At 72.3% G+C, this 23563-nt stretch carries 21 protein-coding genes, 2 pseudogenes and 1 riboswitch; of the genes and pseudogenes, 10 read left to right on the forward strand and 13 right to left on the reverse strand.

Annotation, left to right across the window (positions count from 1 at the left end; translation table 11 throughout):
* Positions 1-86: 86 nt before the first annotated feature.
* Positions 87-1094 (reverse strand): GlxA family transcriptional regulator, encoded by a 1008-nt coding sequence (locus IEZ05_RS08980; RefSeq protein WP_189229476.1) that lies wholly within the window; start codon positions 1092-1094, stop codon positions 87-89.
* 350 nt (positions 1095-1444) lie between these two features.
* On the opposite strand from IEZ05_RS08980, the gene IEZ05_RS08985 reads away from it, so the two are divergent.
* On the forward strand, positions 1445-3721 hold the full coding sequence (locus IEZ05_RS08985) for a FlgD immunoglobulin-like domain containing protein (protein WP_189229477.1): 2277 nt from the start codon (positions 1445-1447) through the stop codon (positions 3719-3721).
* 283 nt (positions 3722-4004) lie between these two features.
* On the opposite strand, the gene IEZ05_RS08990 is transcribed toward IEZ05_RS08985, so the two are convergent.
* Entirely contained in the window at positions 4005-4919 is a 915-nt protein-coding gene (locus IEZ05_RS08990) for a YceI family protein (RefSeq protein ID WP_189229478.1), read from the reverse strand.
* Positions 4920-5267: 348 nt separating this feature from the next.
* On the opposite strand from IEZ05_RS08990, the gene IEZ05_RS08995 reads away from it, so the two are divergent.
* Positions 5268-6647 carry an APC family permease gene (locus tag IEZ05_RS08995; RefSeq protein ID WP_189229479.1) on the forward strand — a complete coding sequence of 460 codons (1380 nt, stop codon included), beginning with the start codon at positions 5268-5270 and terminating at the stop codon, positions 6645-6647.
* Here IEZ05_RS08995 and sigJ read toward each other — a convergent pair.
* Positions 6640-7581, reverse strand: coding sequence for an RNA polymerase sigma factor SigJ (sigJ, locus tag IEZ05_RS09000; protein ID WP_189229480.1), 942 nt, complete (start codon positions 7579-7581; stop codon positions 6640-6642). The two genes, IEZ05_RS08995 and sigJ, sit on opposite strands and share 8 nt — an antisense overlap.
* Positions 7582-7803: 222 nt before the next feature.
* Here sigJ and IEZ05_RS09005 point away from each other — a divergent pair, with 222 nt between their 5' ends.
* On the forward strand, positions 7804-8352 hold the full coding sequence (locus IEZ05_RS09005; protein ID WP_189229481.1) for a YceI family protein: 549 nt from the start codon (positions 7804-7806) through the stop codon (positions 8350-8352).
* Positions 8353-8381: 29 nt separating this feature from the next.
* Here IEZ05_RS09005 and IEZ05_RS36200 read toward each other — a convergent pair whose 3' ends face one another.
* From IEZ05_RS36200 to IEZ05_RS09040, 7 genes and pseudogenes are all read right to left on the reverse strand, one after another.
* Complete coding sequence (locus tag IEZ05_RS36200; protein WP_308426904.1) at positions 8382-8567, reverse strand: MmyB family transcriptional regulator; 186 nt, start codon at positions 8565-8567, stop codon at positions 8382-8384.
* 157 nt (positions 8568-8724) lie between these two features.
* Positions 8725-9258 (reverse strand): annotated as a pseudogene (locus IEZ05_RS09015) (epoxide hydrolase); the annotation flags it as partial.
* The gene (locus tag IEZ05_RS09020; RefSeq protein ID WP_189229482.1) at positions 9231-9809 is read right to left on the reverse strand and encodes a hypothetical protein; all 579 of its coding nucleotides are present in this window, start codon (positions 9807-9809) and stop codon (positions 9231-9233) included. The gene IEZ05_RS09020 and the pseudogene IEZ05_RS09015, both read right to left, overlap by 28 nt.
* On the reverse strand, positions 9806-11146 hold the full coding sequence (locus IEZ05_RS09025) for a DUF58 domain-containing protein (RefSeq protein WP_189229483.1): 1341 nt from the start codon (positions 11144-11146) through the stop codon (positions 9806-9808). The genes IEZ05_RS09020 and IEZ05_RS09025 overlap by 4 nt, the downstream gene beginning before the upstream one ends.
* Positions 11143-12141 carry an AAA family ATPase gene (locus IEZ05_RS09030; RefSeq protein WP_189229484.1) on the reverse strand — a complete coding sequence of 333 codons (999 nt, stop codon included), beginning with the start codon at positions 12139-12141 and terminating at the stop codon, positions 11143-11145. The genes IEZ05_RS09025 and IEZ05_RS09030 overlap by 4 nt, the downstream gene beginning before the upstream one ends.
* The gene (locus tag IEZ05_RS09035; protein WP_189229485.1) at positions 12138-12713 is read right to left on the reverse strand and encodes a hypothetical protein; all 576 of its coding nucleotides are present in this window, start codon (positions 12711-12713) and stop codon (positions 12138-12140) included. Before IEZ05_RS09035 ends, IEZ05_RS09030 begins: the two co-directional genes overlap by 4 nt.
* Complete coding sequence (locus tag IEZ05_RS09040) at positions 12710-13648, reverse strand: DUF4129 domain-containing protein (RefSeq protein WP_189229486.1); 939 nt, start codon at positions 13646-13648, stop codon at positions 12710-12712. Before IEZ05_RS09040 ends, IEZ05_RS09035 begins: the two co-directional genes overlap by 4 nt.
* A gap of 189 nt (positions 13649-13837) precedes the next feature.
* On the opposite strand from IEZ05_RS09040, the gene IEZ05_RS09045 reads away from it, so the two are divergent.
* From IEZ05_RS09045 to IEZ05_RS09060, 4 genes are all read left to right on the forward strand, one after another.
* A complete protein-coding gene (locus tag IEZ05_RS09045) occupies positions 13838-14062 on the forward strand; it encodes a hypothetical protein (RefSeq protein ID WP_189229487.1) in 225 nt (74 codons plus the stop codon).
* Positions 14063-14261: 199 nt separating this feature from the next.
* On the forward strand, positions 14262-14837 hold the full coding sequence (locus tag IEZ05_RS09050; RefSeq protein ID WP_189229488.1) for a dihydrofolate reductase family protein: 576 nt from the start codon (positions 14262-14264) through the stop codon (positions 14835-14837).
* 77 nt (positions 14838-14914) lie between these two features.
* Complete coding sequence (locus IEZ05_RS09055) at positions 14915-15751, forward strand: DUF2182 domain-containing protein (RefSeq protein ID WP_189229489.1); 837 nt, start codon at positions 14915-14917, stop codon at positions 15749-15751.
* A gap of 114 nt (positions 15752-15865) precedes the next feature.
* Positions 15866-16522 carry a DUF1326 domain-containing protein gene (locus IEZ05_RS09060; protein WP_189229490.1) on the forward strand — a complete coding sequence of 219 codons (657 nt, stop codon included), beginning with the start codon at positions 15866-15868 and terminating at the stop codon, positions 16520-16522.
* Positions 16523-16583: 61 nt separating this feature from the next.
* Here IEZ05_RS09060 and IEZ05_RS09065 read toward each other — a convergent pair whose 3' ends face one another.
* Positions 16584-17210, reverse strand: coding sequence for a TetR/AcrR family transcriptional regulator (locus tag IEZ05_RS09065; protein ID WP_189229491.1), 627 nt, complete (start codon positions 17208-17210; stop codon positions 16584-16586).
* 133 nt (positions 17211-17343) lie between these two features.
* Here IEZ05_RS09065 and IEZ05_RS09070 point away from each other — a divergent pair, with 133 nt between their 5' ends.
* Positions 17344-18807 carry an amidase gene (locus IEZ05_RS09070; RefSeq protein WP_189229492.1) on the forward strand — a complete coding sequence of 488 codons (1464 nt, stop codon included), beginning with the start codon at positions 17344-17346 and terminating at the stop codon, positions 18805-18807.
* Between the two features lie 9 nt (positions 18808-18816).
* On the opposite strand, the gene IEZ05_RS09075 is transcribed toward IEZ05_RS09070, so the two are convergent.
* Entirely contained in the window at positions 18817-20034 is a 1218-nt protein-coding gene (locus IEZ05_RS09075; RefSeq protein WP_189229493.1) for an MFS transporter, read from the reverse strand.
* A 68-nt stretch (positions 20035-20102) separates the two neighbouring features.
* Between IEZ05_RS09075 and IEZ05_RS09080 the strand changes: the two genes are divergently transcribed.
* Together IEZ05_RS09080 and IEZ05_RS09085 are read left to right on the forward strand one after the other, a co-directional pair.
* Positions 20103-21134, forward strand: a complete 1032-nt coding sequence (locus IEZ05_RS09080) for an ArsR/SmtB family transcription factor (protein WP_189229494.1) — start codon at positions 20103-20105, stop codon at positions 21132-21134.
* A gap of 294 nt (positions 21135-21428) precedes the next feature.
* Positions 21429-21604: riboswitch (cobalamin riboswitch) on the forward strand.
* Between the two features lie 55 nt (positions 21605-21659).
* A complete protein-coding gene (locus IEZ05_RS09085) occupies positions 21660-22043 on the forward strand; it encodes a (2Fe-2S) ferredoxin domain-containing protein (RefSeq protein WP_189229495.1) in 384 nt (127 codons plus the stop codon).
* Between the two features lie 96 nt (positions 22044-22139).
* On the opposite strand, the pseudogene IEZ05_RS37045 reads toward IEZ05_RS09085, so the two are convergent.
* Positions 22140-23515, reverse strand: a pseudogene (locus IEZ05_RS37045) (erythromycin esterase family protein).
* Positions 23516-23563 lie beyond the last annotated feature (48 nt).

Raw genomic sequence — 23563 nt, forward strand, 5'->3', positions numbered from 1 at the left:
CCTCAGCTTGCGCCGGACCGGGCCGTCCCGTCCGCTGGGGGACGGCCGAGAACCCCTCGGAAACGGCCATGGTCCACGCTGTCGGCTCACCCTCCGGTGGTGCGGGTGCGGGTGCGGGTGCGGGTGCCGGGGGCCGGTGTGGTGGTGGCGAAGCGCCGCCGGTACCGGGTGGGGGACAAGCCCAGATGGCGGGCGAACGCCCGGCGCAGGCTCTCGTAGCTGGGAAAGCCCGACAGCGAGGCGGCCTCCGTGGCGTTGTGCCCGGCGTCGAGCAGAGCCTTGGCCAGGTCGAAACGGATCAGTTCCACGTACTTCATGGGCGTGGTGTCCAGCTCGGCGCGGAACATGCGGGTCAGGTGCCGTGGGCTGACCCGCACGCGCGCGGCGAGTGCCGGCAGGCTGTGGTCGGCCGTCGGATCGGCCTGGACGGCCTCCTGCACCAGCCGCAGCACGGGTGCGCGGGGAGCCGGGCCCTGGAGCGAGGCCGAGAACTGGGACTGGCCGCCGGCCCGCTGCATGTACACCACCAGTGAGCGGGCCACTGTCCTCGGCAGGTCCGGTCCGTGGTCCTCCTCCACCAGGGCGAGGGCGAGGTCGATGCCCGCGGTGACGCCGGCCGAGGTGTAGGTGGTGCCGTCCTTGACGAAGATCGCGTCGGGCTCCACGCGCGTCGAGGGGCAACGGCGTGCCAGCACGGTGGTGTGCTGCCAGTGCGTCGTCGCCCGCTTGCCGTCCAGCAGGCCCGCGGCCCCCAGGACGAAGGCACCGGTGCAGACCGAGGCGACCCGCCCGGCCCTGCCCGCGAGCGCCTTCGCCGCGGCACTGAGGCCGGGATCCACGGGCGGGCCGGGCAGCAGGTCACCACCCACCACGAGCAGCGTGTCGTAGGCGGCGACGGCGCCGGCGTCCGCGTCCACCGGGACGCGCATGCCGATGGACGAACGCACCGGCGTCCCCCCGGCCGAGACGACCTCCAGCCGGTAGCTCGCGCCGAACCGATTGGCCTCGCTGAACACCTCCGCCGGCCCGGACAGATCGAGCATCTTCATGCCGTCGAACACCAGGATGCCCACGCTGTGCGGTCCGGATGCCATCGCTTCTCCCTCCCGGTCCGTGCCGGCACCCCACGACCAGGTGAACCGGTGAGGCGCTCGACCGCCTACAGGCACAGTTGATCACATGGGCCGCGGCGCACCGGCGCGGTATCTCAGTCGCCGAGGAGCCGCTTCGCCCGTAGGCGGGCGACGCGGCTGTGGTGGATGCGCTGCTCCGGCTCACCTGGACCGCGGTGTGCCGGTCCGCGCGCCCGTCACCCCCCCCGCCGCTGTGACAGTCCTGCGACACGAGCGGCACACATTACCCACACAACTCCCGCGCAGTGGCGTACTGTTGACCGAGTTCACACCCAGAACGAGTGTTGACGGTTTCACACGAGGGGGTTCAGGTGTCCCATCACCTGCGCACGAACAGTCACACCCGGCGCGTCCGCCGTACCACCACCGCGGCGGCCGTCGCGGCCGTTCTCGCCGCGGGGCTGACGACCGTACTGCCGGCCACGGCTCACGCCGCGGAGGCGAACGAGGTCCTCGTACCCGCGCCCGACGCCTACGGCGAGGGGACGGAGACGGTCCTGGCGACCGGCGCCCAGGGCGTGCTCCACCGAGAGGGCGGCAGTTACCTCTGGACGACGACGTACAACGGGACCACCAAGCCCGTCCCGGAGCTCGACGGCGTCCCGCAGGACGCCATCGTGCGCGGCCACGACGGGTTCAACCGCGTCGTCCACACCAGGCCACGCGAGGACGGCGGCACGGACGTCGTACGGATCGGCATCGAGGACCCGGCCAACACCAGCACCGTCAAGGTGCCCGCCGGATACCTCAACCCGCGCATCGGCAACGGTTGGGTGCTGGCCACCGTCGACCGGGGAGACGGCACGTACCAGTTGCGCGTCGCGCGCGGCGGCGACCCGGCGAGCGACCCCGTGGTGCAGCTGCCCGCCGGAGCCACCACCGGCGCCGAGCCGATGCTCCTCGGCGCCTACGACAACCAGCTGCTCATCGGCTACCGCACCGCCGACGGCACCCAGGGCTACGGCACGCTCACCGCGTACAACGGCAGGGTCGTCCCGCTGCCCGTGACCGGCGAGGCGAGCAGTTTCCGGATCACGCAGACGACCGTCAGCTGGTTCTCCCGCGAAGGAACCCCGGGCGTGCGGGTCATGCCCCGGGGCAGCACCGCCGCCCCGCGGATCGTGCCACTCGCCACGCAGACTCCCGACAGCCGGGTCACCTCCTTCGTGGTGGGCGACAACGTCCTCTGGTACGAGGGCGCCGGCGGCCCCCTGCACCTCACCCCGTTCGCCGGAGCGGAGACCGAGCGGACCCTGCTCAGCGACGTGGAGCAGGCGTTCCTGCGCGCCGAGGGCACCGGCTCGCTGGTCGTGCTCGGCAAGGACGCCGACGGCAAGCGCGCCGTGCACCACTTCGGCGTGAACGGCCTGGCACTCGTCTCCGGCCTGACCCTGCGAGAGGTACCCGGGGGCAAGACGGCGGACGGCGCGATCACGGCGCTGGGCCTCGACCGGGGGAGACTGCGGTACGTCAACTCACTGGCCGGCACCCGGACGCTGCACGGCAAGAACATCGGCACCGGTCTCGATCCGGCGGACGGCGCGGCACTCGCCGACTTCCCGGGCCTGGAGGCCGGCCGCTTCGCGGACGGTACCGACGAGGGCCTGGCCCGACTGACCGCCGATCCGGCCACGGGCACCGACGTGCTGGTGACCGGCGACGACCCGGAGCACCCGACGGACAGCTTCCCGCTGCCGGGGACGGGCGGCCGCATCCTGGACACGGCACCGGAGTTCGTGCTCTACGAAGCGGGTGCACGGCAGTACGTCGTCGACACGGCCCGCGACCTCGTCGTCCGCGAACAGCCGGCGCAGGCCGCCGCACTCGACCAGAAGAGGCTGTTCAAGGCGGCGCTCAACCAGCCCGGCAAGGTCAAGGAGATCAACGTACGCTCCGGCGACCTGATCCGAACCGTCGACCTCGGCACCGCCTGCGTGCCCGACGAACTCCAGTACAGCGGCTCCCTGTTGTACTGGAGCTGCGCCTCGAAGGACGCGGCGGGCGTACGCGACCTGGCGACCGGGCACACCTACCCCGCCCCGGCGACCAGCGTCCTGCTGGGCGACCGCTTCACGGCCCACCGCGACACGTCCGGCGAGCTGCGTCTGACGGCCCTGCGGACGGACGGCGGTACAGCCGACCTGGGCACCGTCACCGGGCTGAAGCAGCCCGCGGAAGGCGACGGACGCGGCTCCACCTGGACCGTCGACGCGGGCGCCGGCAAGCTGGTCTGGGTCGACGCGGACGACACCGTGCACGTCACCGCGCCGCAGCACGAGGTCTCCGCGCTGCGCGTCGCCCGCACCGCCGCTCCGCGGACGTCGGCCGGCGAGTGGGCCGCCGCATGGTGGCTCTCCAAGCCCGCGGCCTCCTGGCAGGTGACGCTCACCCGCCGCGCCACCGGCGAGGTCGTCCGCACCTGGACGGGCGAAGGCACCCTCAGCGCGGTCCGGGTCACCTGGGACGGCACGTCCGAGTCGGGCACCCCGGTGGCGGCCGGCGGCTACTCCTGGCGGCTGACCGCCACGCCGGCGGACGGCACGGGCGCGGACGCGACGGCCTCGGGCGTCGTCAAGGTCACCGACTGAGCCCAGCGCCGGACAGGCGCCGGCCCCCTTCCCCGAGCGCGCCGGGGAAGGGGGCCGGCGCCCGCCGCACGTGGCACCCGAGGGGCGCCGAGAGGTGGGCACGGCGTCCGGAACACCCGACAACCGGCGGATGACCCCCGAGGCGGCCGGCGGTGAGTCGTCCAGGTCGGTACGGGGGAGCAGCGAGACGAATGCTTCGAGTCCGGGATCCATGCCGCCCGTCGAATGGGCGCCGCCCTGCGCCGTGGCCTCGCCGAGCGAGGTCACCGAGGCGGCCGGTCGCCTACTCCGGGGGCGTGGGGGTGTCGTGGGTGCGGTACATCGCCTGTACGTCCAGTTCCAGTTGGACGGTCGGCCCGACGACCGCGATGCCACGGGCCAGCATGGAACGCCAGTTGAGGGTGAAGTCCTCCCGGTGCAGTTCCGCCTTGGCGAGCGCCGCGCAGCGCAGTTCCTGGTCGTAGCCGCCGTTCACCGTCCCGAGGTAGGTCGTGTCGAGGCCGACGGAACGGCTGGTGCCGTGCATGGTGAGCGTGCCGTGCAGCGTCCACTTGGAGCCGCCGCGGTAGGCGAACCGGCTGCTGGTGAAGTCGATGTACGGGTAGCGCTCGACGTCCAGGAAGTCAGCGGAACGCAGGTGGTTGTCACGGGTGTTGTTGCCCGTGGTCAGACTGGCGGCGTCGATGCGCACCGAGACATGGGAGTCGGCCATGTTCGGTGCGACGCGGATACCGCCTTCGAAGCGGGTGAAGCGGCCGTGGACGTGCGCCATGCCCACGTGCTTGGCGATGAAGCGGATCGCGGTGTGCGGAGGATCGAACAGCCAGGTCCCGGCAGTCGGCAGTTCCAGCTGACGGGCGGACTCCAGCGCGACACGCACGGGAGGCAGCGCCACTCCGGCGGTGATGTCGATGCTCTCGCGGGCCGGCGACAGGCCCTCGGCCACCGTCATCACGCTGTAGGAGCCGGCCGGCAGCGTGGCCATGAACCAGCCGTTCGGGTCCGTGGTCCCGTGGGTCGCGACGCGGTGGCTGTCCAGGGCGGTCACCGTGACCTCGGCTCCGCCCATGGGCTGGCCCATGGGGTCGACGACCTCGAAGCCGAATCCCCCTGCCCCGGGCGGCAGGGGGACCGAGAGGCTCGATGGGGCACCGGACGCGCCGCGGGAACGCCGGCGTCGGAGCAGCCCGAGGGCCATGGAGTTCACCTTTCGTCACATGTGTCACCGTCGCGGCCCGCTCGACCTCGCACGTTCGCGGTCGTCAAGAACCTCCCGGAACGGGTTCAGAGGCGGTGGGGCGCCGGTTCGTTAACGATCATAAAGCCGTAGCCGAATGGGAACTCACTCAGGGTGTTGAGCTGGAGAAACCATCTCCTGGCTGATTATGTGGCGCACATCAGCACATCAATGAGGTAGATCGCCACACATGGGGCTCGACGGTTTGCAGTGGTGCTGTGGCGAAGAACACGGAGTGAGGAGCCGGTCCTGTTCGACGCGTCGCACCCCATGAGCGTGGTCCCCCGGGTTCGGGGGACCTGAGGCGGCATGGCGAATGTCGGAAAACACCTGTCGGCGGACGTGCCGGGCCCCGCGCTCAAGCGCGCCCTGACCACCCCGCTCCTGTACTTCTTCATCCTGGGCGACGTTCTCGGCGCCGGCGTCTACGTCCTGGTGGGACAGGTGGCCGCCGACGCCGGGGGAGCGGTGTGGGTGCCGCTCGTCGTCGCCCTGCTGCTGGCGCTGCTGACCGCCGCGTCCTACGCGGAGCTGGCGACGAAGTACCCACGGGCGGGCGGAGCCTCCCACTACGCCACCCGCGCCTTCGGGCCGTTCGCCGGGTTCGTCGCGGGGTTCTGCATGCTCGCCGCCGGCATCGTCTCCGTGGCCGCACTCGCCCGGGGCTTCGGGGGCGACTACCTGTCCGCCTTCGTGACGCTGCCGGTGGGCGCCGTCGCCGTCGTGTTCCTCGCCGCGCTCGCCCTGGTCAATGCCCGCGGCATCAAGGAGTCGACCCGCGCCAACGTCGTCGCCACCGTCATCGAGGTGGGCGGTCTGGCCGTCATCGTCGTCCTCGGTGCGTGGCTGCTGCTGCGCGGCGACGGCGACGTGGGGCGGCTCGGCCGGCTGGGCACCCCGGAGAAAGGAGCCGCGGCGGCCGTTCTGAGCGGCTCCGTGCTGGCGTACTACTCCTTCGTCGGGTTCGAGACGTCCGTGAACGTCGCCGAGGAGACCCGCGACCCACGGCGTTCCTACCCCCGTGCCCTGTTCGGCGCCCTGGCCACCGCGGGGGCCGTGTACGTCCTGGTGGGCCTGGCCGCGTCCGCGGCCGTACCGACCTCCCGCCTCGCCGAGTCGAGCGGGCCGCTGCTCGAAGTCGTCAAGGAGGCCGGAGGAGTGCCGACGCGCCTGTTCGGCGCCGTCGCGCTGGTCGCCGTCGCGAACGGTGCGCTGCTCACCGGCATCATGTCTTCCCGGCTGGCCTACGGCATGGCCCGGGACGGCCTCCTGCCCGCCGCGCTGACCAAGGTGCTGCCCGGCCGCCGTACGCCGTGGGCCGCGATCGCGGTGACGACCCTGCCGGCGATGCTCCTGGCGCTCACCGGCAGTGTCGCCACCCTGGCGTCCACTCTGGTCCTGCTGCTGCTCGTGGTCTTCTTCATGGTGAACACGGCCGTGCTCGTCCTGCGCCGCGATCAGGGCGGCGCCGATCACTTCCGCACCCCGACGGTGCTGCCCGTACTGGGTGCCGCCTCCTGTGTCGTGCTGGCCACGCAGATCGAGGCCGAGGTGTGGCTGCGCGGACTGGTGGTCGTCGCCGTCGGAGCGGTGCTCGCCGCCCTCGCCGCCGCACGACGAGCCGGGCGCGGCGACGGGGAGGGCGGCCTTCACGGCACCGGTCCCGATCGGCAGCGCGACATCAGGTAGCCGCTTCCCTCCAGGGGCGGAGCTTCTCCGGGTTCCGCACCCCCCAGATGCGGGTGATCCGGTCGCCGCTGACGTCGAACGCCATCACCGCCACGGTGACGTCGTCCAGTTGAAGCACCACACCGGGCTGGCCGTTGACCGTACGCTCCAGAAGCGCCAGGCCGGGTGCCCTGTCGGCGAGATCGACGAGGTAGCGCGCGACCTGTTCGCCGCCTTCCACCGGCTGGAGCGCGGCGTTGACGAGGCCACCGCTGTCGGCGATCGCCGTGACGCCGGGGTCGAGGAGCCCGACGAGGGCTTCGATGTCCTTGGCGGCCCATGCCTGCTTGAAGTGCCGGACGACCTCGGCCCGCTGGGCGGCCGGAGTCGCGGGTGCCTGTGACGCGCGGAGGCGGCGGCGGGCCGACGAAGCCAACTGGCGGCACGCCGCGGGAGTACGGCCGACGATCTCGGCGACTTCGACGAAGGAGTAGCGGAAGACGTCATGGAGGACGAACGCGACGCGTTCGGCCGGGGTCATCGATTCGAGCACGACGAGGAAGGCCATGGTGATCGACTCGTCGAGCGTGACACGGTCGGCCGGGTCCGCCGTACGCCCGGCCGTACGCCCGTCGGCCCACACCGTGGAATCGGGCAGCGGTTCCGGGATCCATTCGCCCACATAGCGCTCTCGCCGCGCCCGTGCCGAGCCGAGCTGGTCGAGACAGATACGGCCGGCGACCTTCGTCAGCCAGCCGCCGGGGGAGTCGACGGCCTCCCGCGCCTGCGGGGACAGGGCGTACCAGCGGGCGTACGTCTCCTGCACGACGTCCTCGGCGTCGGCGAGGGACCCGAGGAGCCGGTAGGCGAGATTGATCAGCTGACGCCGCTCGCTCATGACCACGCTCAGGCCCGGGTCGAGCGGACCGTCTCCCGGCTCGGACTGGTTTTCCATGGTGGCGTCGCTCCCTCGTCCGTTGCTGCTTTCTCCCCTACGACGAGACAGCCCTCCGGAATGTGAGGTGCGCACGTCGCCTCACATTCCGCGGGGCTGCCTCGTCGTACTGCTGGGACGAACCCGCTCCCACGCACGACTGTTCCGCCGAGGTGGCGCAACGGCCCGGCGACCAGCGCCGCCGTTCTGTCCGCCGAGGCACACACCTTCAGGAGAGCAAGCATGACGACCTCCATCAGGCTCAGCGAGCTGACCGGCGACTACGACCTCGACAGCGCCCACAGCCGCATCGGGTTCGTCGCCCGGCACACGATGGCCACCAGGGTGCGCGGGCAGTTCGAGGAGTTCGAGGGCGAGGCGTACCTGGACGGCGACCACCCGTCCAAATCCAGCGTACGGATCACGATGCGGGCGCAGAGCATCCGGACCGGCAACCCGCAGCGCGACGACCTGCTGCGCGGCAAGTTCCTGGACGCGGCCGACCACCCTGCCATCGCCTTCACCTCGACCGAGGTGACCCAGGTCGACGGGACCCACTACAGGGTCACCGGGTCCCTGGCCATTCGCGGGGTGGCCAAACCGGTCACTCTGGACGTCGAGCTGACCAGCGGCGCGAGCGACCCCCGGGGCAACGCTCGGGCCTGCTTCCGGGGCAGCGTCACGATCAACCGCAACGACTGGGGCGTGAACTGGAACGCCGGGACCACTGCCCTGGTCAGCCCGAAGGTCGTACTGGAGCTCGAGGTCACCGCGATCCGGCGACCGTCCTGACGGAGGCTCCATCCGCAGCCGTGCGGGTGTCAGGAACGGGCGCTGAGTGCCCGCTGGGACACGGGCAGGTTCACGGACCGGTAGGTCAGCTCCAGCTCGCCGACCTCGGGGTGCTGGAGCCGTTTGACGCCGTCGTGGCGGATGCGGACGTCGCGGCTGAGGGCGCCCTGGCCGGCTCGCTGGTCGGAGGCCGCCTCGGCGACCGCCGCCGGCACACGGTCACGATCGTGGCCGCCGTCGAGGCCACCCTCCTGCTGCCGGCGATCTTCCTGCCGGCGGCTAGCCGTGCCGTCTCCGCGTTCGACCTCGGTACGGCCATCGGCCACTGGATCGCAGGCCTGCGGAAGCGGCCTCTCGGGGGAACGGTCGGGTTCACCGATCGGCGGTCAGCACTGCCGCGAGGCCTTCTCGCAGATCCTTCACGAAGTAGGCGGGGACCTCCAGTGACGGGAAATGGCCTCCGGTCACGGGGGAGTTCCATCGGACGATCTGCCGGTAGCGCTCCTGCGCCCAGGGCCGCGGGGTCTTCTCGATGTCGCGGGGATACATGCTGATCGCTGATGGAACGTCGACCCGCAGGCCGGGGTCCAGTGAGTTGTGGCTCTCGTAGTAGATACGGGCCGCTGACGCCCCGGTCCGCGTCAGCCAGTACAGGGTGACGTCGTCGAGAACGCGATCCCGGGAAATCGTCTCGAACGGACTGTCCTCGGTGTCCGACCACTCGGCGAACTTGTCGAGGATCCAGGCAAGAAGCCCGACCGGTGAGTCGACGAGCGAGTAGCCGATGGTCTGCGGCCGGCTCGCCTGCTGCTTCGCGTACGCCGCGCGGTGGCGCCAGAAATCGCGGGTCTCCTCGGTCCACTCGCGCTCGACCGCTGTCAGCCCGTCCGTCGTCCCCGCCATCGGGCGCCCATCACTCCGGCACCGACCAGCGCCACACCCGCGACGACCCCGGCCGCAATCACCCGCCCCACGCCGAACCCCGCCCCGGCCACGGGAGCCGCCGCGGCAGTCAACACCACCCCGGCCCCGACACAGGCCCCGAGGGCCTCTCCCCACACCCGGGCAGCCCCGCGCCCCCACCTCCACGGCCAGGTCTCGCTCGCCACCAGGTACGCGACCAGCAGCCCCGCCACCCCGGCCCTCTCCGACCAGGCCGGATCCCCATTCGCCGCGACCACCACCACGCCACACGCCAGCACCGTCGTCCGGTGCCGCACCAGAGCGTGCGGGAGGCGCAGCGACTCCAGCGACGGCCGCCGGTCCACCGCCGGCGCCGCCCACACCGCGCAGGCGACCGCGCAGCCGAACAGCACTGACTCCCGCAGCCCGTCCACCGTCGCCCACGGCCGCCACGCCATCACGACGGCCGCCACCCCGAGCACCCGCACCGGGACGGTCCCGAGCCAGTACCCCACGTACTCCCGAAGGCCCACCCGCGCATCGAGCACCGTCACCGGCCCCGCCCCCGACTCTCGATCCGCCCCGACAGCAACGGCGCCAACGCCAGATCCAGCGACTCGCCCACGACGTGCCGCAGTACCGGCACCCCGCTGTCCCGCAGCGCGAACCGCATCGCGTCCCGGTCCGCGTGCCACAAGCGCAGCCCCAACTCGCCCGCCGCGTCGCCGGGTTCGACCAGCGGGTCTCCGCTCGGGATCTCCACGACGACCGGCCGGCGTCCCCGCCCCTGGAGGTCCCGCAGCACCTTCAGCACCCGTGCGTCGCTCAACGGAGTGAACACGTAGACGAGCGCCCCCTCCGGCAGCGCGGGCGGCGGCACCCGCTTCAAGCCGGGTCCGTCGAAACGCCGGTCCTTGCGGACGTCGAGGACGCTCTCGACGAGGCGGTAGAACGCCGCGTCCCCGGTGCCCGGCGTCAGCCACCGCGTGGTGCCCCCGGTCGAGACGACCCCCACCCGGTCGTGGGTGCGCAGATAGGCCCGGGCGAGTCCGGCCGCGGCGCGCACCGTCTCGTCCAGGGACGACACCCCGGTCACCGGGTCGACGACATCCCCGAACGCGTCGAGCAGCATCACCGTGTCGGCGGCCCGCTCGGCCGCGAACCGGTGCAGCTGCACGGCCCCGCGCCGCGTCGTCGACGGCCAGTGGATCCGCCGCTGCCGCTCACCGGGCACCCACGGCCCCACCCCGACGACCTCGACACCCTCTCCGGCCTGCAACGAAGCATGCTCACCGAGACGCTGCGGCAGCCGCACCGGGATCGGCGTGAACCGGGCGTGCGTGGCGAGCGGGAACACGGACACCTCGGCCGCCTCGACCCGCACGGTACGGCGCACGGTGCCCCCGGCGTCGTACACGTCGAGGTCCACCGGACCGAGCGACCAGCGCCCCCAGCGCAGCGCGGTGTGGCGCAGCGTCACCGAGGACGGGCCGATCACGACCTCGTCCAGCCGCAGACCGGGACCGAGCGTGACACCGGGGTCGAGACGGACGGCACCGCCGTCGTGGGCCACCGAGACGCGGACGGTGACGGTGTCGCCCTCGAAGCAGCGCCTCGGCTCGACGGTCAGCGACGTCTCGATCCGACGGGCGTACGCGCGCGGCAGCGCGAGCGCGAGCAGTACCAGCGGCGCCGCCGCGAGCGCGAGCAGCCACGCCCGGCCCGTGAGCAGAGCGGCGGACATCGCGACGACGGCGACGGTCAGCAGGCGCAGCGTCCGCTCGCCCGGGCGCGGCCCGCCGGGCGGCGTGTGCGGCGGCCGCGTCGGCGAGGTGCGCCCCTCCAAGGCGCGGACCACCGCGGGACTCGGCCGCGGCGCCGGCACGGTCACGACGTCACGGCGGCCGTACGCCGCGTGGACGGCGTGCCGACGCTGTCGACGATCTCGCGCAGCACGTCGTCCGTGGACACCTCGCGCACCCACAACTCGGGCCGCAGTGACACCCGGTGGGCCAGCGCGGGCACCGCAAGGTTCTTGATGTCCTCAGGGACGACGTAGTCCCGGCCGTCCAGCACGGCGCGGGCGCGCGCCAGTTGGACCAGGGCCAGGCCGCCGCGCGGCGAGGCGCCGATGCTGATCTGCGGGTGGTCGCGGGTCGCGCCGACCAGCGCGACGGCGTACTCCAGCAGGTCGTCGTCGATCTCCACCCGCTCCACGACGGCCCGCCACGCCAGGACGTCGGCCGGCCCCGCGAGCGTGTCGAGCACGGCCTCCGGCGCGGCCCGGTCGATCCGGGCCCGCAGCATCGCCAGCTCCTCCCGGGCGGCCAGGTAGCCCATCCGCACGCGCAGCTGGAACCGGTCGAGCTGGGCCTCGGGCAGGGAGTAAGTGCCCTCGTACTCGACCGGGTTGGCGGTCGCGATCACCAGGAACGGATCGGCGAGCGGCCGGGTTTCGCCGTCCACGGTCACCTGCGACTCGGCCATCGCCTCGAGCAGCGCGGCCTGTGTCTTGGGCGGCGTCCGGTTGATCTCGTCGGCGAGCAGGAGGTGCGTGAAGACGGGACCGGGGTGGAACACCATCTCTCCGGTGCGCTGGTCGTACAGCGGCGTCCCGGTGACGTCCGACGGCAGCAGGTCGGGCGTGAACTGGATGCGGCGGAAGTCCAGGCCGAGCGTGGTGGCGAAGGACCGTGCCAGGAGGGTCTTGCCGAGCCCCGGCAGATCCTCGACGAGTACGTGCCCGCCGGCCAGCACGGCGAGCATCACGTGTTCGAGCGCGTCCGCCTTGCCGACGACGGCGCGGCCGATCTCGCGCAGTACGGCACCGGCCTGCTCGCCGACCTGCCCGGCGGTGCGGGTCCGAGGCGTGGAGGGACTCGTCACGTCGCATCTTCCTTACGCATACGGGGGGTACGGGTGCGGGGTGCGCCGAGTGCTTCGAGCCGGTCGACGAGGCGGCGCAGCACGTCGACGGGAACGTCACCGTCGGGTCCGGTCCGGGGCGGCTCGGGCCCCAGCCACGGCCACAGTTCGGGCCCGATCAGCTCGGCGGCGCGCTCCGGCTGCAGCTCGAGCGAGACATGGTGGTGCTCGGCGAGCGCGGCGGCGTACAGGCGGCGCAGGTCGGGCCGGAGCACCGCGCGGTAGTAGAGAGCGCCGTCGGGCCCCGTGGCGGTGTGGATGTTCCGTCGCCACTCGCCCATCCCCGGCGCCCGTGTCCGCAACAGTCGTACCTCGTCCCGCCGTCCGGGATCGAAGGCGCCCGCCCCGGCGACGTAACGGGCGACCACCAGCGCCGCGACGACGAGCACGGCCACGACGGCGCCGGCCGCCTCGGGTCCGTCGAGCAGCAGGACGAGCAGGACACCCGATCCGGCGACCGCCCCGCCGAGCAGCCCGAGCCGGCGCAGCGGGAGCAGCTCCGGCCCCGGAGTCCGGTCGGCGGCCCGGTTCACCGCGCGGTCTCCCGGTCCTGGAGCAGCGAGGCGATGTCTTCCAGGGCCTCGGCGGCGGCCTCGCGGTGCGGGGTGCCCATCGGGTGGGAGGAGTAGCGGGCCTCTCGGAACAGCGCGGTGAGACGCGGCGCGGCCGGGCTCGGGGCGAGGCCCGCGGCGGCGGCGCGGGTGAGCAGGTCGGCGGGGCTGTCGGAGGCGTGCCGCTGCACGCCGGACGCGACGAGGGCGTCCTCCATCGCGGCATAGCAGGCGATGACGGCCGCCCGGGCGTCACCGGCGTCGGCCAGAGCGCGCCGGCCCGAGCGCACGGCGGACAGGAGCAGACGCGCGTCGTCGTCCTGGGTGGGACCACCCGACGGGCTGGGGCGCGGCGGCACCGTCAGCCCGAACCGTCGCAGCCGCCGCACGACGGCCACCGTGACGACCACGACGATGAGTACGGCCAGCAGACCGAGCACGAGGTACAGCGGCAGGGTCAAGGCGTCCCCCGAACCCGTGTCGGGTGTCGACCTGTCGCGGGCCGGCGGCAGGGAGGGGGGCGACACGGGGGAGGGCTGGACGTCCACCGGGGTGGGCGGTGTGCTGTCGTGCGCGAACCGGTGCAGTACGAGGGCAAGGACGCCGATGACGACCGGCCCGGCGAGCAGCAGCGGCACGGCGACCTCGCGCAGGCGCTCCTCGCCCGGCGGCAGCGCGGTGCGGTCGGCGCCGATCCGGGGGCGAAGGCGCTCGGCGACGCGCATGACCCCCACCGTCCAGGCGACGGACAGCCCGATCGCGACGATGCCCCAGTGGCCGAGCGGCCCCTTGCCGGAGTGCAGCAGACCCTCGGCGGGCCGCAGCACGAGCGCGGCGACGGTCAGCGCCCCGACGACCCCGGCGGCGACCACCGCCCCGGGCACCGCCCGGCGCCCCTCCCGCTCCCCCTGCTTCATGCATTCCCCCGCTGAAGCCTGCCCCCGAACGTCAGTTCACCGTATCCTGGCACATCCCGACGGACCCACCCCAGGGCACGGCTCGGCCGAGGCTCCCGTCAGCTGGTGGGGCGTTGTGCCGCCCGCGAGCGCCTGTGCGCCCCGCAAGCCCACTGCCGAACACGGGCCGCGCGCCGCACGGTCGTACGCATGGGGGCTACCGGGCAAGGGGAGTGCGTGGGCCGCGGGGACGGCAGCGGATGCCCGTACGGGGCAGTACTGACAGTCGACACGGGTGTGGAGTACCGCTGCGACGACTGCCGGCACCACTGGGAGCTGGACGAGACGGAGCCGGACCGGCGGGCGGGGGAGGACGACGCACTGACCCGGCCCATCGGTGACCCCGGCGAGGCAGGCCACGGCGCCGCGGCGTAGTCACCGGTCTTCCGGGCGTCCGGTCGCCCTGACAGCGGCGACCACTGACCACGTGCTGTGCGGGTGATCGTGGCTGACTGCCGTGGCAGGAGCGATGAGTTCCGGCAGAGCGCCGGGTCTATGGGTGTGACGGTCGCCGAAGCCCGCCCGAAGACGATCGCCCGTCCCTCACCGATCTTTCGCATCCAAGGAGCACGACATGACCGCGACCTACACCTTCGACGTCTTCTCCAGCCTCGACGGCTACGGCGCCGCCAGTGCCAACTGGACCGGCTACTGGGGCAAACAGGGCCCCGAACTGCTCGACCACCGCCTCGCCCTGTACGACACGGATCAGCGGATGGTGTTCGGGGCCAACACCTACCGGCTGTTTGCACGGATGCTGGCCGAGAGCACCGAAGAGTCCGACGTCCGTGACCCCTGGGTCACCCGGATGAGGAGCCTGCCGGCCACCGTGATCTCGACGACGCTGGAAGGCCCCCTCGACTGGCCGGACGCGACCGTCGTGAGCGGAGACGCCGTCGACGTCGTCGCCCGGCTCAAGAAGGAGTCCGACGTACCCTTGCGCTCGCACGGCAGCCTGTCGATGAACCGCGCGCTGATGGCCGCCGGCCTGGTCGACCGCTTGCAGGTGACGCTCTACCCCGTCATCACCGGTCAGACCGGGCTGGACCCGATCTTCCAGGATGCGGCCGACTTCGACCTGGAGCTGATCGAGCACCGGACGCTGGACGGCCACATCCAGGAGCTCACCTACCGGCCCACCCTTCACTGACGGAGCTCACCCGCAGCGGAGTCGCGGTGCGGCGGGAAGCGTGCTGTGCTGGGAGGGGTACGCAGGGGAGTTCACCGATGGGTCGTCTCCGGGCTTCCGTTCTCGTCTCCGCCCGGTCACCCGCACCGACCGGAGCGCGAGGGGGGCTGCTGCCGACGCGGGATCTCGCGGTCGCGTGGTTGCTGGTCGTCCTGATCGCCGTACCAGCCTGGATACTCACCGTCGGGCAGGCCCGGGACATGGGGGTCGAGCCCGGCACGATGGGGATGGCACTCCCGCTGTTCCTGTTGCTCTGGGTGACGATGATGGCGGCCATGATGCTGCCGTCCATGGCGCCGGTGGCCCTCACCTGGGCGCGGGGGATCGGGCGGCGCTCGTCCGGGTGGAGCCGGGCGGGGCGCACGCTGGAGTTCACGGGCGGGTATCTGCTGGTGTGGACGGCGTTCGGGCTGCTCGCCTACGCGGCACTGGCCTTCACCGGGGACCTGGTGGACGATCATCCGGCCGCGGGGCGCTGGATCGGCTCGGTGGCCTTCCTGCTGGCGGGCCTCTACCAGCTGGGGCCCCTCAAGAACGTCTGTCTGCGGCACTGCCGCGACCCCATGAGCCAGCTGGTGCGCTACGCCGGGTTCCGGCAGCCGGCCCGCGATCTACGGGTGGGCCTTCACCACGGCGGTTACTGCGTGGGCTGCTGCGCCGGGCTGATGGTCGTCCTCGTGCCGCTCGGGGTGATGAACGTGGCGGCGATGGCCGGCCTGGCGGTGCTGGTCTTCGTGGAGAAGCTCTGGTCACGGGGGCCGCTGCTCGCCGGAGCAGTCGGCGTCGCCCTCCTCGTCCTCGCCGTACTGGCGCCGTTCCAGGACTGGCTGCTGCCGGGGCTGCAGGAACCGGCTCCTTCGATGGACGGCATGTGAACATGTGCGGCAAGCTGGAGGAGAGAGGCCGCCTCGCGATCCGCGTGCGGGCTCGGGACGTGCGGTCTCGCCACTCCGAAGGAGCTCCCTCGGGCTCGACGGGAGGCAAGCGAGATGACGGAACAAGTCACCACCGGGACCCGCTGGCATCTGGCCGGCGACTGGTTCGACGTGTGCAAATGCGCCATACCGTGCCCCTGCACGTTCGCTCAGCCCCCGACCTACGGTGACTGCGAAGGCGTGCTGGTCTGGCACATCCGCGAGGGCAACTACGGCGACGTACGGCTCGACGATCTCAACGTCCTGATGCTGGGCGCCTTCACGGGCAACGTGTGGGCCGGCGAGCACAGTGACGCGTACGCCGCGGTCTTCCTCGACGAACGCGCCGACGAGCGGCAGCGCGCCGCGCTCGGGACCGTCTTCGGAGGTGAGGCGGGCGGCTGGCCGGCGCGGTTCGGGGAGATGCTCGGGCCCGAGATGCGCGGCATGGACATCGCGCCGATCCGGGTGGAGATCGACGAGGACCTGGCCACCTGGCGCGCCGAGATTCCGGGGCGGGTCACGGCCATCGCCGAGGCGCTCACCGGCCCGACGACCCCGGAAGGCGCCCGCGTCCAGGTCCACAACGCCCCGGGCGCCGAGGTCGGACCGGGCCAGGTCGCCACCTGGGGCCGGGCCACCACCGACCGCGCCGACGCGTTCGGCTTCTCCTGGGAACGCTCGGGAAAGTCGAGCAAGTACTTCCCGTTCGACTGGACGGGACCCGAATGAGAGCGGGGATCGAGAACAGCGCAGGGCCAAGCGTGCCGGGTCAGGAACCGGTCCGAGACTGTCAGTCGGTGGCCGCCCCGGATGCGCCGCGGGGGGAACCGCAGCGATCCACGATCCCCTCGACGATTCTCATCAGGCGGTCCCCCGCCTGATCGATGCTTCCGTTCTGCGTGCTGACCTGCGCGCCTTCGAGCACGAAGGTGATCTCGGCCGCGGCCTGCTCGGGGTCGGGCAGCCCGGCCTCGGCGCACATGCCGACCAGCCTGCGGGTCTGGTGGGCCTTGTGCTTCTCGATCACTTGCCGTGCGGGATGGGAGCGGTCGGGCAGTTCGGCGAGCGTGGTGATGAACGGGCAGCCTCGGTGCGAGACGGCCGGCAGTCCGTCGGCGATGAAGCGGGCCAGGCCCAGGATCTGCTCCCTGGGCTGACCGGGGTGTTCGGTCTGGACCCGGTCGAACGCCGCCTGGTAGTCGGCGGAGACGATCCGCATCCACTCCGCGACCAGTGCGTCCTTGGTTTCGAAGTGCCGGTAGACCGCCATCTTGGTCGTCTCGGCCCGCTCCGCGATCGCCTGGACGCTCACGCGCCGGATCCCCTCGCTCTGGAAGAGCTCTTCCGCCGCGTCGAGGATGCGCTCACGAGGCGGCAGTTTCGCCACCCTGCTCGGCCTTCCGGCGGTCGATGCCATGACTGCTCCGTGACGTCCGGTCGGGGGGTGGGGCCCCTGCCTCCACTACTGACACGGTACCAGCTCGTCCCGTGCGATACCGTTGAGTATCATCCGGTACTGATCAGTATCGCTCGTTGCGCTGGGAGTGAGAGTGAGAGTTACCGAGTACGTGGACTTCGACGCCGTCGGGCTCGCGGAGCTGGTGGCCAAGGGCGAGGTGACGCCCGCAGAACTGCAAGCGGCCGCGCACGAGGCGGCGCAGGCGGTCAACCCGCGGATCAACGCCATCGTGGAGACCTGGCCGACCGACGACGAGCCCCGCCCCGGCAGTACACCGCTGGCGGGAGTCCCTTTCCTGATCAAGGACATCGGAGTCTCCATGGCCGGGCGGCGTAGCGAGCTGGGCAGCCGCCTCGCGGCCGGCAATGTCGCGCGCGCAGACTCTTCCCTCATGCTGCGCTTCCGTAGCGCCGGCCTCGTGACGTTCGGGCGTACCGCGACACCGGAGATGGCCTACAGCATCACGACGGAACCAGTCCTGTACGGCGCGACCCGCAACCCGTGGGACCTGAAGCGGAGTGCGGGCGGATCCAGCGGGGGCGCGGCCGCGGCCGTCGCCGCCGGGGTCGTTCCCCTTGCGCACGGCACCGACGCCGCCGGCTCGCTCCGTATCCCCGCCGCCTGTAACGGCCTCTTCGGGTTGAAGCCCACCCGCGGCCGGGTCTCCATGGGGCCCGACTTCGACGAGCTCTTCAACGGCCTGGCCGTGCACGGCAGCGTCAGCCGCACGGTACGCGACAGCGCGGCGCTGCTCGACCGGGTCCGCGGCCCCGAACCGGGTGACCCCTACTTCGCCCAGCAGCCGTCCCGGCCGTACGCGGAGGAAGTCGCCCGCCATCCGGGCTCCCTGCGGATCGGTGTCCTCACCCAGGCATGGGGCGGCCGCCGCACCACCGCACCGGTGTCCGACGCGCTCTCTCGTACCGTGCGGCTGCTCGAATCGCTCGGCCACCGGGTGGAGGAGGCCACGGTCGACCTCGGGGTCGGCTGGGAGGAGTTCGTGCTCGCCAACGCCCGTCTGTTCACGGCCAACCTCGCGGCCTCGATCGACGAGCTGGCCGACGCCTTGGACCGGCCCGTCGACTCCTCGACCCTCGAACCGGTGACCCTCGCCGGCTACCACTACGGGCAGCGGGTCGGTGGCGCCGAGTTCGTCACCGCTCTCACGGTCCGCAACCGGGTCGCCCGGAGCCTGGCACGGTACTTCGATGCCCACGACATCCTGCTCACGCCGACCTTGCCGGAGCTCCCCGTGCCCTTGGGCACGTATGCCGAGGGCGCGGAGGCGCTGGACGGGCTCGGCTGGATGCGTCGCGTCCTCGACCGCTCGCCGTTCACCATGCCGTTCAACACGGCGGGCACGCCCGCCATGTCCGTGCCCGTGACGGCCGACGTCGGGACGGGGCTCCCGATCGGTATGCAGTTCGCCGCCGGATACGGCCACGAAGGCCGTCTCTACCGCCTCGCCGGGCAACTCGAACAGGCGAGCCCGTGGTCGGGCCGCATACCCACGGTCTGGGCCGGGAACCAGGCGGGCCACCGCGAGACCGTGTGAAGGCGGAACCTACTCCGTCGGGGTCTCCGCCGGGACGCCCGGACGCGTGTCGGCGACGGCCGGCCGTCGTTCCTCGTGCCGGCCCAGCGCCGCGAGGGTCAGGGTCACGGTGACGGACGCGGCCGCCATCAGCGTCATCGCCGCGGCCGGTGAGGTGAGTTGGGCCAGAGTGCCCGCGAGGACGGCGCCGACGCCCTGCAGGGCCGTCATGCCGGTGGCGTGCAGGCCGAGAGCCTGGCCCGTCAGGTCGTCGGGGGTGAGCTTCATCAAACGTTCCTGCAGTACCAGGCTCGCGGCGAAGCCGACGGAGGCGACGGTGACCGCCACGGCCGACAGTGCCACTCCCGGCCGCAGGACGAAGAACACGTACGGAACGGCCAGCAGCAGGCGCAGCGGGGTCGCGAGACGGCGACGCACCGCGGCCGGAACCAGGCGGCCCACCGCCATGTCGCCCACGAACATGCCGAGCGCCCCGAACGCGTACAGCGTGCCGGCGGCTCCGGGGGCGTAGGAGACGTAGAGCGAATCGCCGCCGACGATCAGGCCGTTGGGAACCCACAGACCGAGGTACGTCAGTCGACGGGAGCGTGAGGACCACAGGAAGGCGTTGGTGCGCCAGGTCGCCGAGACGGACGGGCGGCCCGAGGAGCGCGGCGGCCGGGCCGAGAGACCCAGGCGGGTGACGAGCGCCGACACGGCGTACACCGCCGCCGCGAGGAGCAGGCAGGCACGGGGGGACAGGAGCACCAGCAGCGCGCCGCCCGTCGCGAAACCGGCCATCTGCATCAGGCCCCAGAGCATGTTGTACACCGAACGGCCGAGGACATAGCCGTCCTTGGACAGGATCTCGTTCATCAGCCCGCCACGCACCCCACCGCCCAGCGACGCGACCAGGCCCTGCAGCAGTACGACGGCGAAGACCGCCCAGACGGGCAGACCCGGCAGCGCCAGCACCGCCGTACCGGCCGCGAAGGCGAGACCGAGACCGGACAGGACCGCCCGCGGAGGCAGGCGGTCGGCACCCGAGAGCAGGAACACGCCCCCCAGCAACTGCGCGAGTTGCGGGCCGAACATGCTCACCGCCGACAGGAACGGGGAGCCGGTGGCCCGGAACACCATCGTGCCGAGGGCCAGGCCGCCGATCGTCTGGGCGGCGGCGAAGGCGGCGAAGGAAAGCAGGAACGGGGTGAACTCCGGGGTGCGGAACAGGGAGCGGTAGCTGCGCATGCGTCGCAGTCTCGGATCGGCCGGGGCGACGTGGGTACTGTTTCGCCGACACGCGAAAGGTCGTACACATGGGCTTGTGGCAGATCGGCACCGACACCCTCGCCCGCAGCCGGTTCGTCCTCTCGCCGTTCGCCGAGACGTTCGCGAGCCTGAAACTGCTGCACGCGGGGACCGGTGCCCACCAGGGCGAGGAGGCCTGGCTGCGCACGCACCTGCCCGGCTACCGCGCGCGCCTCGCGGCCGACCCGGTGGCCGCCCCGCTCGTGCGGGCGGCACTCGGCACCTCCTGGATCGCCGACTTCATCTGCCCCACCTCGGGCATCGGCGAGCGCTTCGAGGAGACCGTGACCCGGGTGCGGGCGACCCCGGCCGGGCAGGCTCGGGCCGACCTCCGTGTGTCTCTCGGCGGCCCGCTCCCCGCCGCGCTGGAGCGGGACGACCTGCCCGAGCGGGCGACCGCGCTCCTGACGTACGTCTGGGACGAGACGGTACGGCCGTACTGGGAACGCCGGCGGCGCATCCTGGAGGCCGACACGGTCGCCCGCATGGCGCAGGTGAGCCGGGGCGGCTGGGCGGCCGTGCTGGACTCGCTGAAGCCGGGGGCGCGCTGGATCGGGGAGAGCCGCCTCCAGGTCAACCCGAACGCCTACCCGCCACGGGACATCGCCGCCGGGGCCGACCTGCTGTTCATGCCGGTCACACCCAGGACCAGTTGGGTGTCGTGGGAAGGGCAGGAACGGTACGCCGTCGTCTACCCGTGTCTCGGCGTGCTCGCCGACGACCACGGCCGGCGGCCGGTCCCGGCCGCCCTCGGGACGCTCGTCGGTACCGCGCGGGCCGGTCTGCTGGTGCTGCTCGGGACTCCCATGAGTACGACACAGCTGGTCGCCGTCACCGGGAAGGGCCTGGGATCGGTGGGCGGGCATCTGCGGGTGCTGCTGGACGCGGGACTGGTGCAGCGGCGGCGGTCCGGGCGGTCGGTGCTGTACGTCCGTACGGCGGCCGGGGAGGTGCTGGTGAAGGCCTCGGGGGCCGGTGCCGACGACCACCGGGAGCCGGAACCGCGGAAGGCCGGGAGCCCGCCCGTACGAACGCCGTGAGGCTGGACCCAAGAGCGCCGTCCCTCGGCCGGACGGTCACGCGGCGCAGCGGGAGTTCCCGTTCCGACCTGCGCCTGAGATGTCGCGGCAGCCGCGCAGCGCCAGTTCGATCGCCGTGCCACGCCTGACATCGACCGGCCGAGCCCACTGCACCGTACGGCGCCCCCGGCGGGGGCGCCGTCGTGTTCCGGGACGGTTGTCAGGCCGAAACCGCCGGCGGCCAGCCGCGGTTTCGTCAGCAGTCCCCGGTGCTGTACACGATCCGTCGCCGCCCGGGCGGCCCGGCCGCGGACTTGATAGCCTCATCGGGCCAGTCGAGCCACACCCGAGGCCAGGGAATCCGGTGCGAATCCGGAACTGACGCGCAGCGGTGAGGGGGACGGGCGGGGCACGACGCCACTGGGAGACCGGGAAGGCGCCCCGACCGGACGAACCCGAGTCCGAAGACCTGCTGGCACCTCCGCACCCCGGCGTGGAGGAACGTCCGTAGGCCAGGCTCCGCGTACGAGCCCCGACCCCAAAGGCATGCCCGTGCTCCGCAGCCCCGCCCTTCACCGCACTCCTGCCCGTCCCGCCGAACCGGCACCGTGCCGCGTCGTCGTCTGCCGGGACTGCTGCTGCGGTACTTCGAAAGTCACCGGTGTGGATCACGACCGGCAACTCGCGCGCCTTGCCGAGGAGGTACCCGTCCGCGTCTCCGACTGCCTCGACGTGTGCGAACACGCCAACGTGATCGTCGTCCAGCCCTCCGCCGCGGCCCGCGCCGCAGGGGCCCGCCCCGTCTGGCTCGGCCTCGTCAACGACCCCGACGCCACAGAGGACATCGCCGCGTGGGTCCGGGCCGGCGGTCCCGGCATCGCCGCCTGCCCCGACATCCTCGACCTCTACGTCTTCACGCCACCCCGCTGAGCCAGCTGGAGGTCCAACCCGCGGCGGACCCGGCGCCCTGTGGCCGGCTCCGACTCGACCCGGGCTTCTCCTGCGTGGCAGGGACAGCCGCCTTCGTCACGGCGCGGGTGTACGCGCGCTGAGCATGTCCGCAGCCCGGACCCGGTGGAGGTGGATCAGGATGTCGTAGGCCCGCCCGAGGGAGAGGGTGGGCGGGGGGTCGGGGGTGAAGGTGGATCCGGCGTCGTACGTCGGCCGGGCGCGGCCGAGCCAGGTGCGCGCCGCGGCGGGCGCGGTTCGCAGGTCGAGGTAGAAGTCCCGGTACCTGACCCGGTCCAGGGTGTACTCGTTCGTGCCCGGGGGTGCCGCCGGGACGGTCACCGGTTTCCAGTCCTCGTCGAGGGAGGCGTCCTTGGTGAGGAAGGAGCCGCCGGCGAAGCTGAAGCCGATCGCGGCGTAGTCGCGCCCCAGGCGTTCGCGCAGCACGGCACCCTGGGTCCGCGGGTACATGTCCGGATGGGTGGAGAGGTATCCGATGTGGCCGTTGTGGGCCGACAGCAGCATTCTGTGGCCGGTGTGGCGCTGCCACCACAGGACGTTGTCGGCCATGGCCTGGTCACGCAGGCGCTCGGCGGCCGTGATCGAGGCCGGATCGGCGAGGTCGACGGTGGCGAAGGCGAAGGTCTGCGCGATGTTCCGGGCGTGCCGCACCGTCCACGCGTACGCGTCGTCGCCGGCTTCCTCGTACTCGGAGACCAGGTCGAGCGCCTCCTGGGCACGTGCGGCGTTCTCCCTTCGTTCTGCGACCGGCATGCGCAGGTAGGCGAAGATGTCGTCGAAGGGCCGCAGCGTCGTGTACAGCTCGGTGAGCCTAGGCAGCGCTTCCGGCCGGGTCCCGCGGACGGACGACAGCACGCGCTCGAAGATGTGGTCTCCGAGCCCGGGTGCTCCGATGTCGCCCCCATGAAGCGGACCCGGTGGCCGGGGCGGCGGCGGTTGTGCTCGCGCATCCAGTCGATCAGGCTGACGAACTCCTCGCGCTCCCACGGAGATCCGGCCAGTGTCTCCTGCGCGATCCTCCGCGGGTCACCGGGTCCACCCTGTAGGTATGCGTCGATTCTCAGCCCCGCTGACCAGCTCATCTCGAGGGCGAACGTGGTGAAGCCGCGCTCCTCGACGAGGTGTCGGAAGACGCGTTCCTTCATGGCGAAGAACTCGTGCGAGCCGTGCGTGGCCTCGCCCAGCCCCACCACCTTCGCGTCTCCGAGCATGGTGCTCAGCGCCCGGAGGTCCGTAGTCCTGCCGCCGGGGTCCGTGCGGCGCAGCGGGTGCGCGTCCCGTTCCAGGGAGCGTACGACGACCGCTTCCCGGTCTGCCCCGGCAGAGGCGGCCGATGCCGCGGAAGCCGCCGGTGCGGCCAGCACCGTCGCGGCGAGCGCTCCCGCGCGTGCGAGCAACTCGCGACGGCCGGTCGTCTTCCGGTACTCGAGCATTGCTGATCACTCCTCGTGTGCGACGGCTTCTCGAGCCGATGAAGTGAT

Source organism: Streptomyces flaveolus, assembly GCF_014648815.1.
Taxonomy (GTDB): domain Bacteria; phylum Actinomycetota; class Actinomycetes; order Streptomycetales; family Streptomycetaceae; genus Streptomyces; species Streptomyces flaveolus.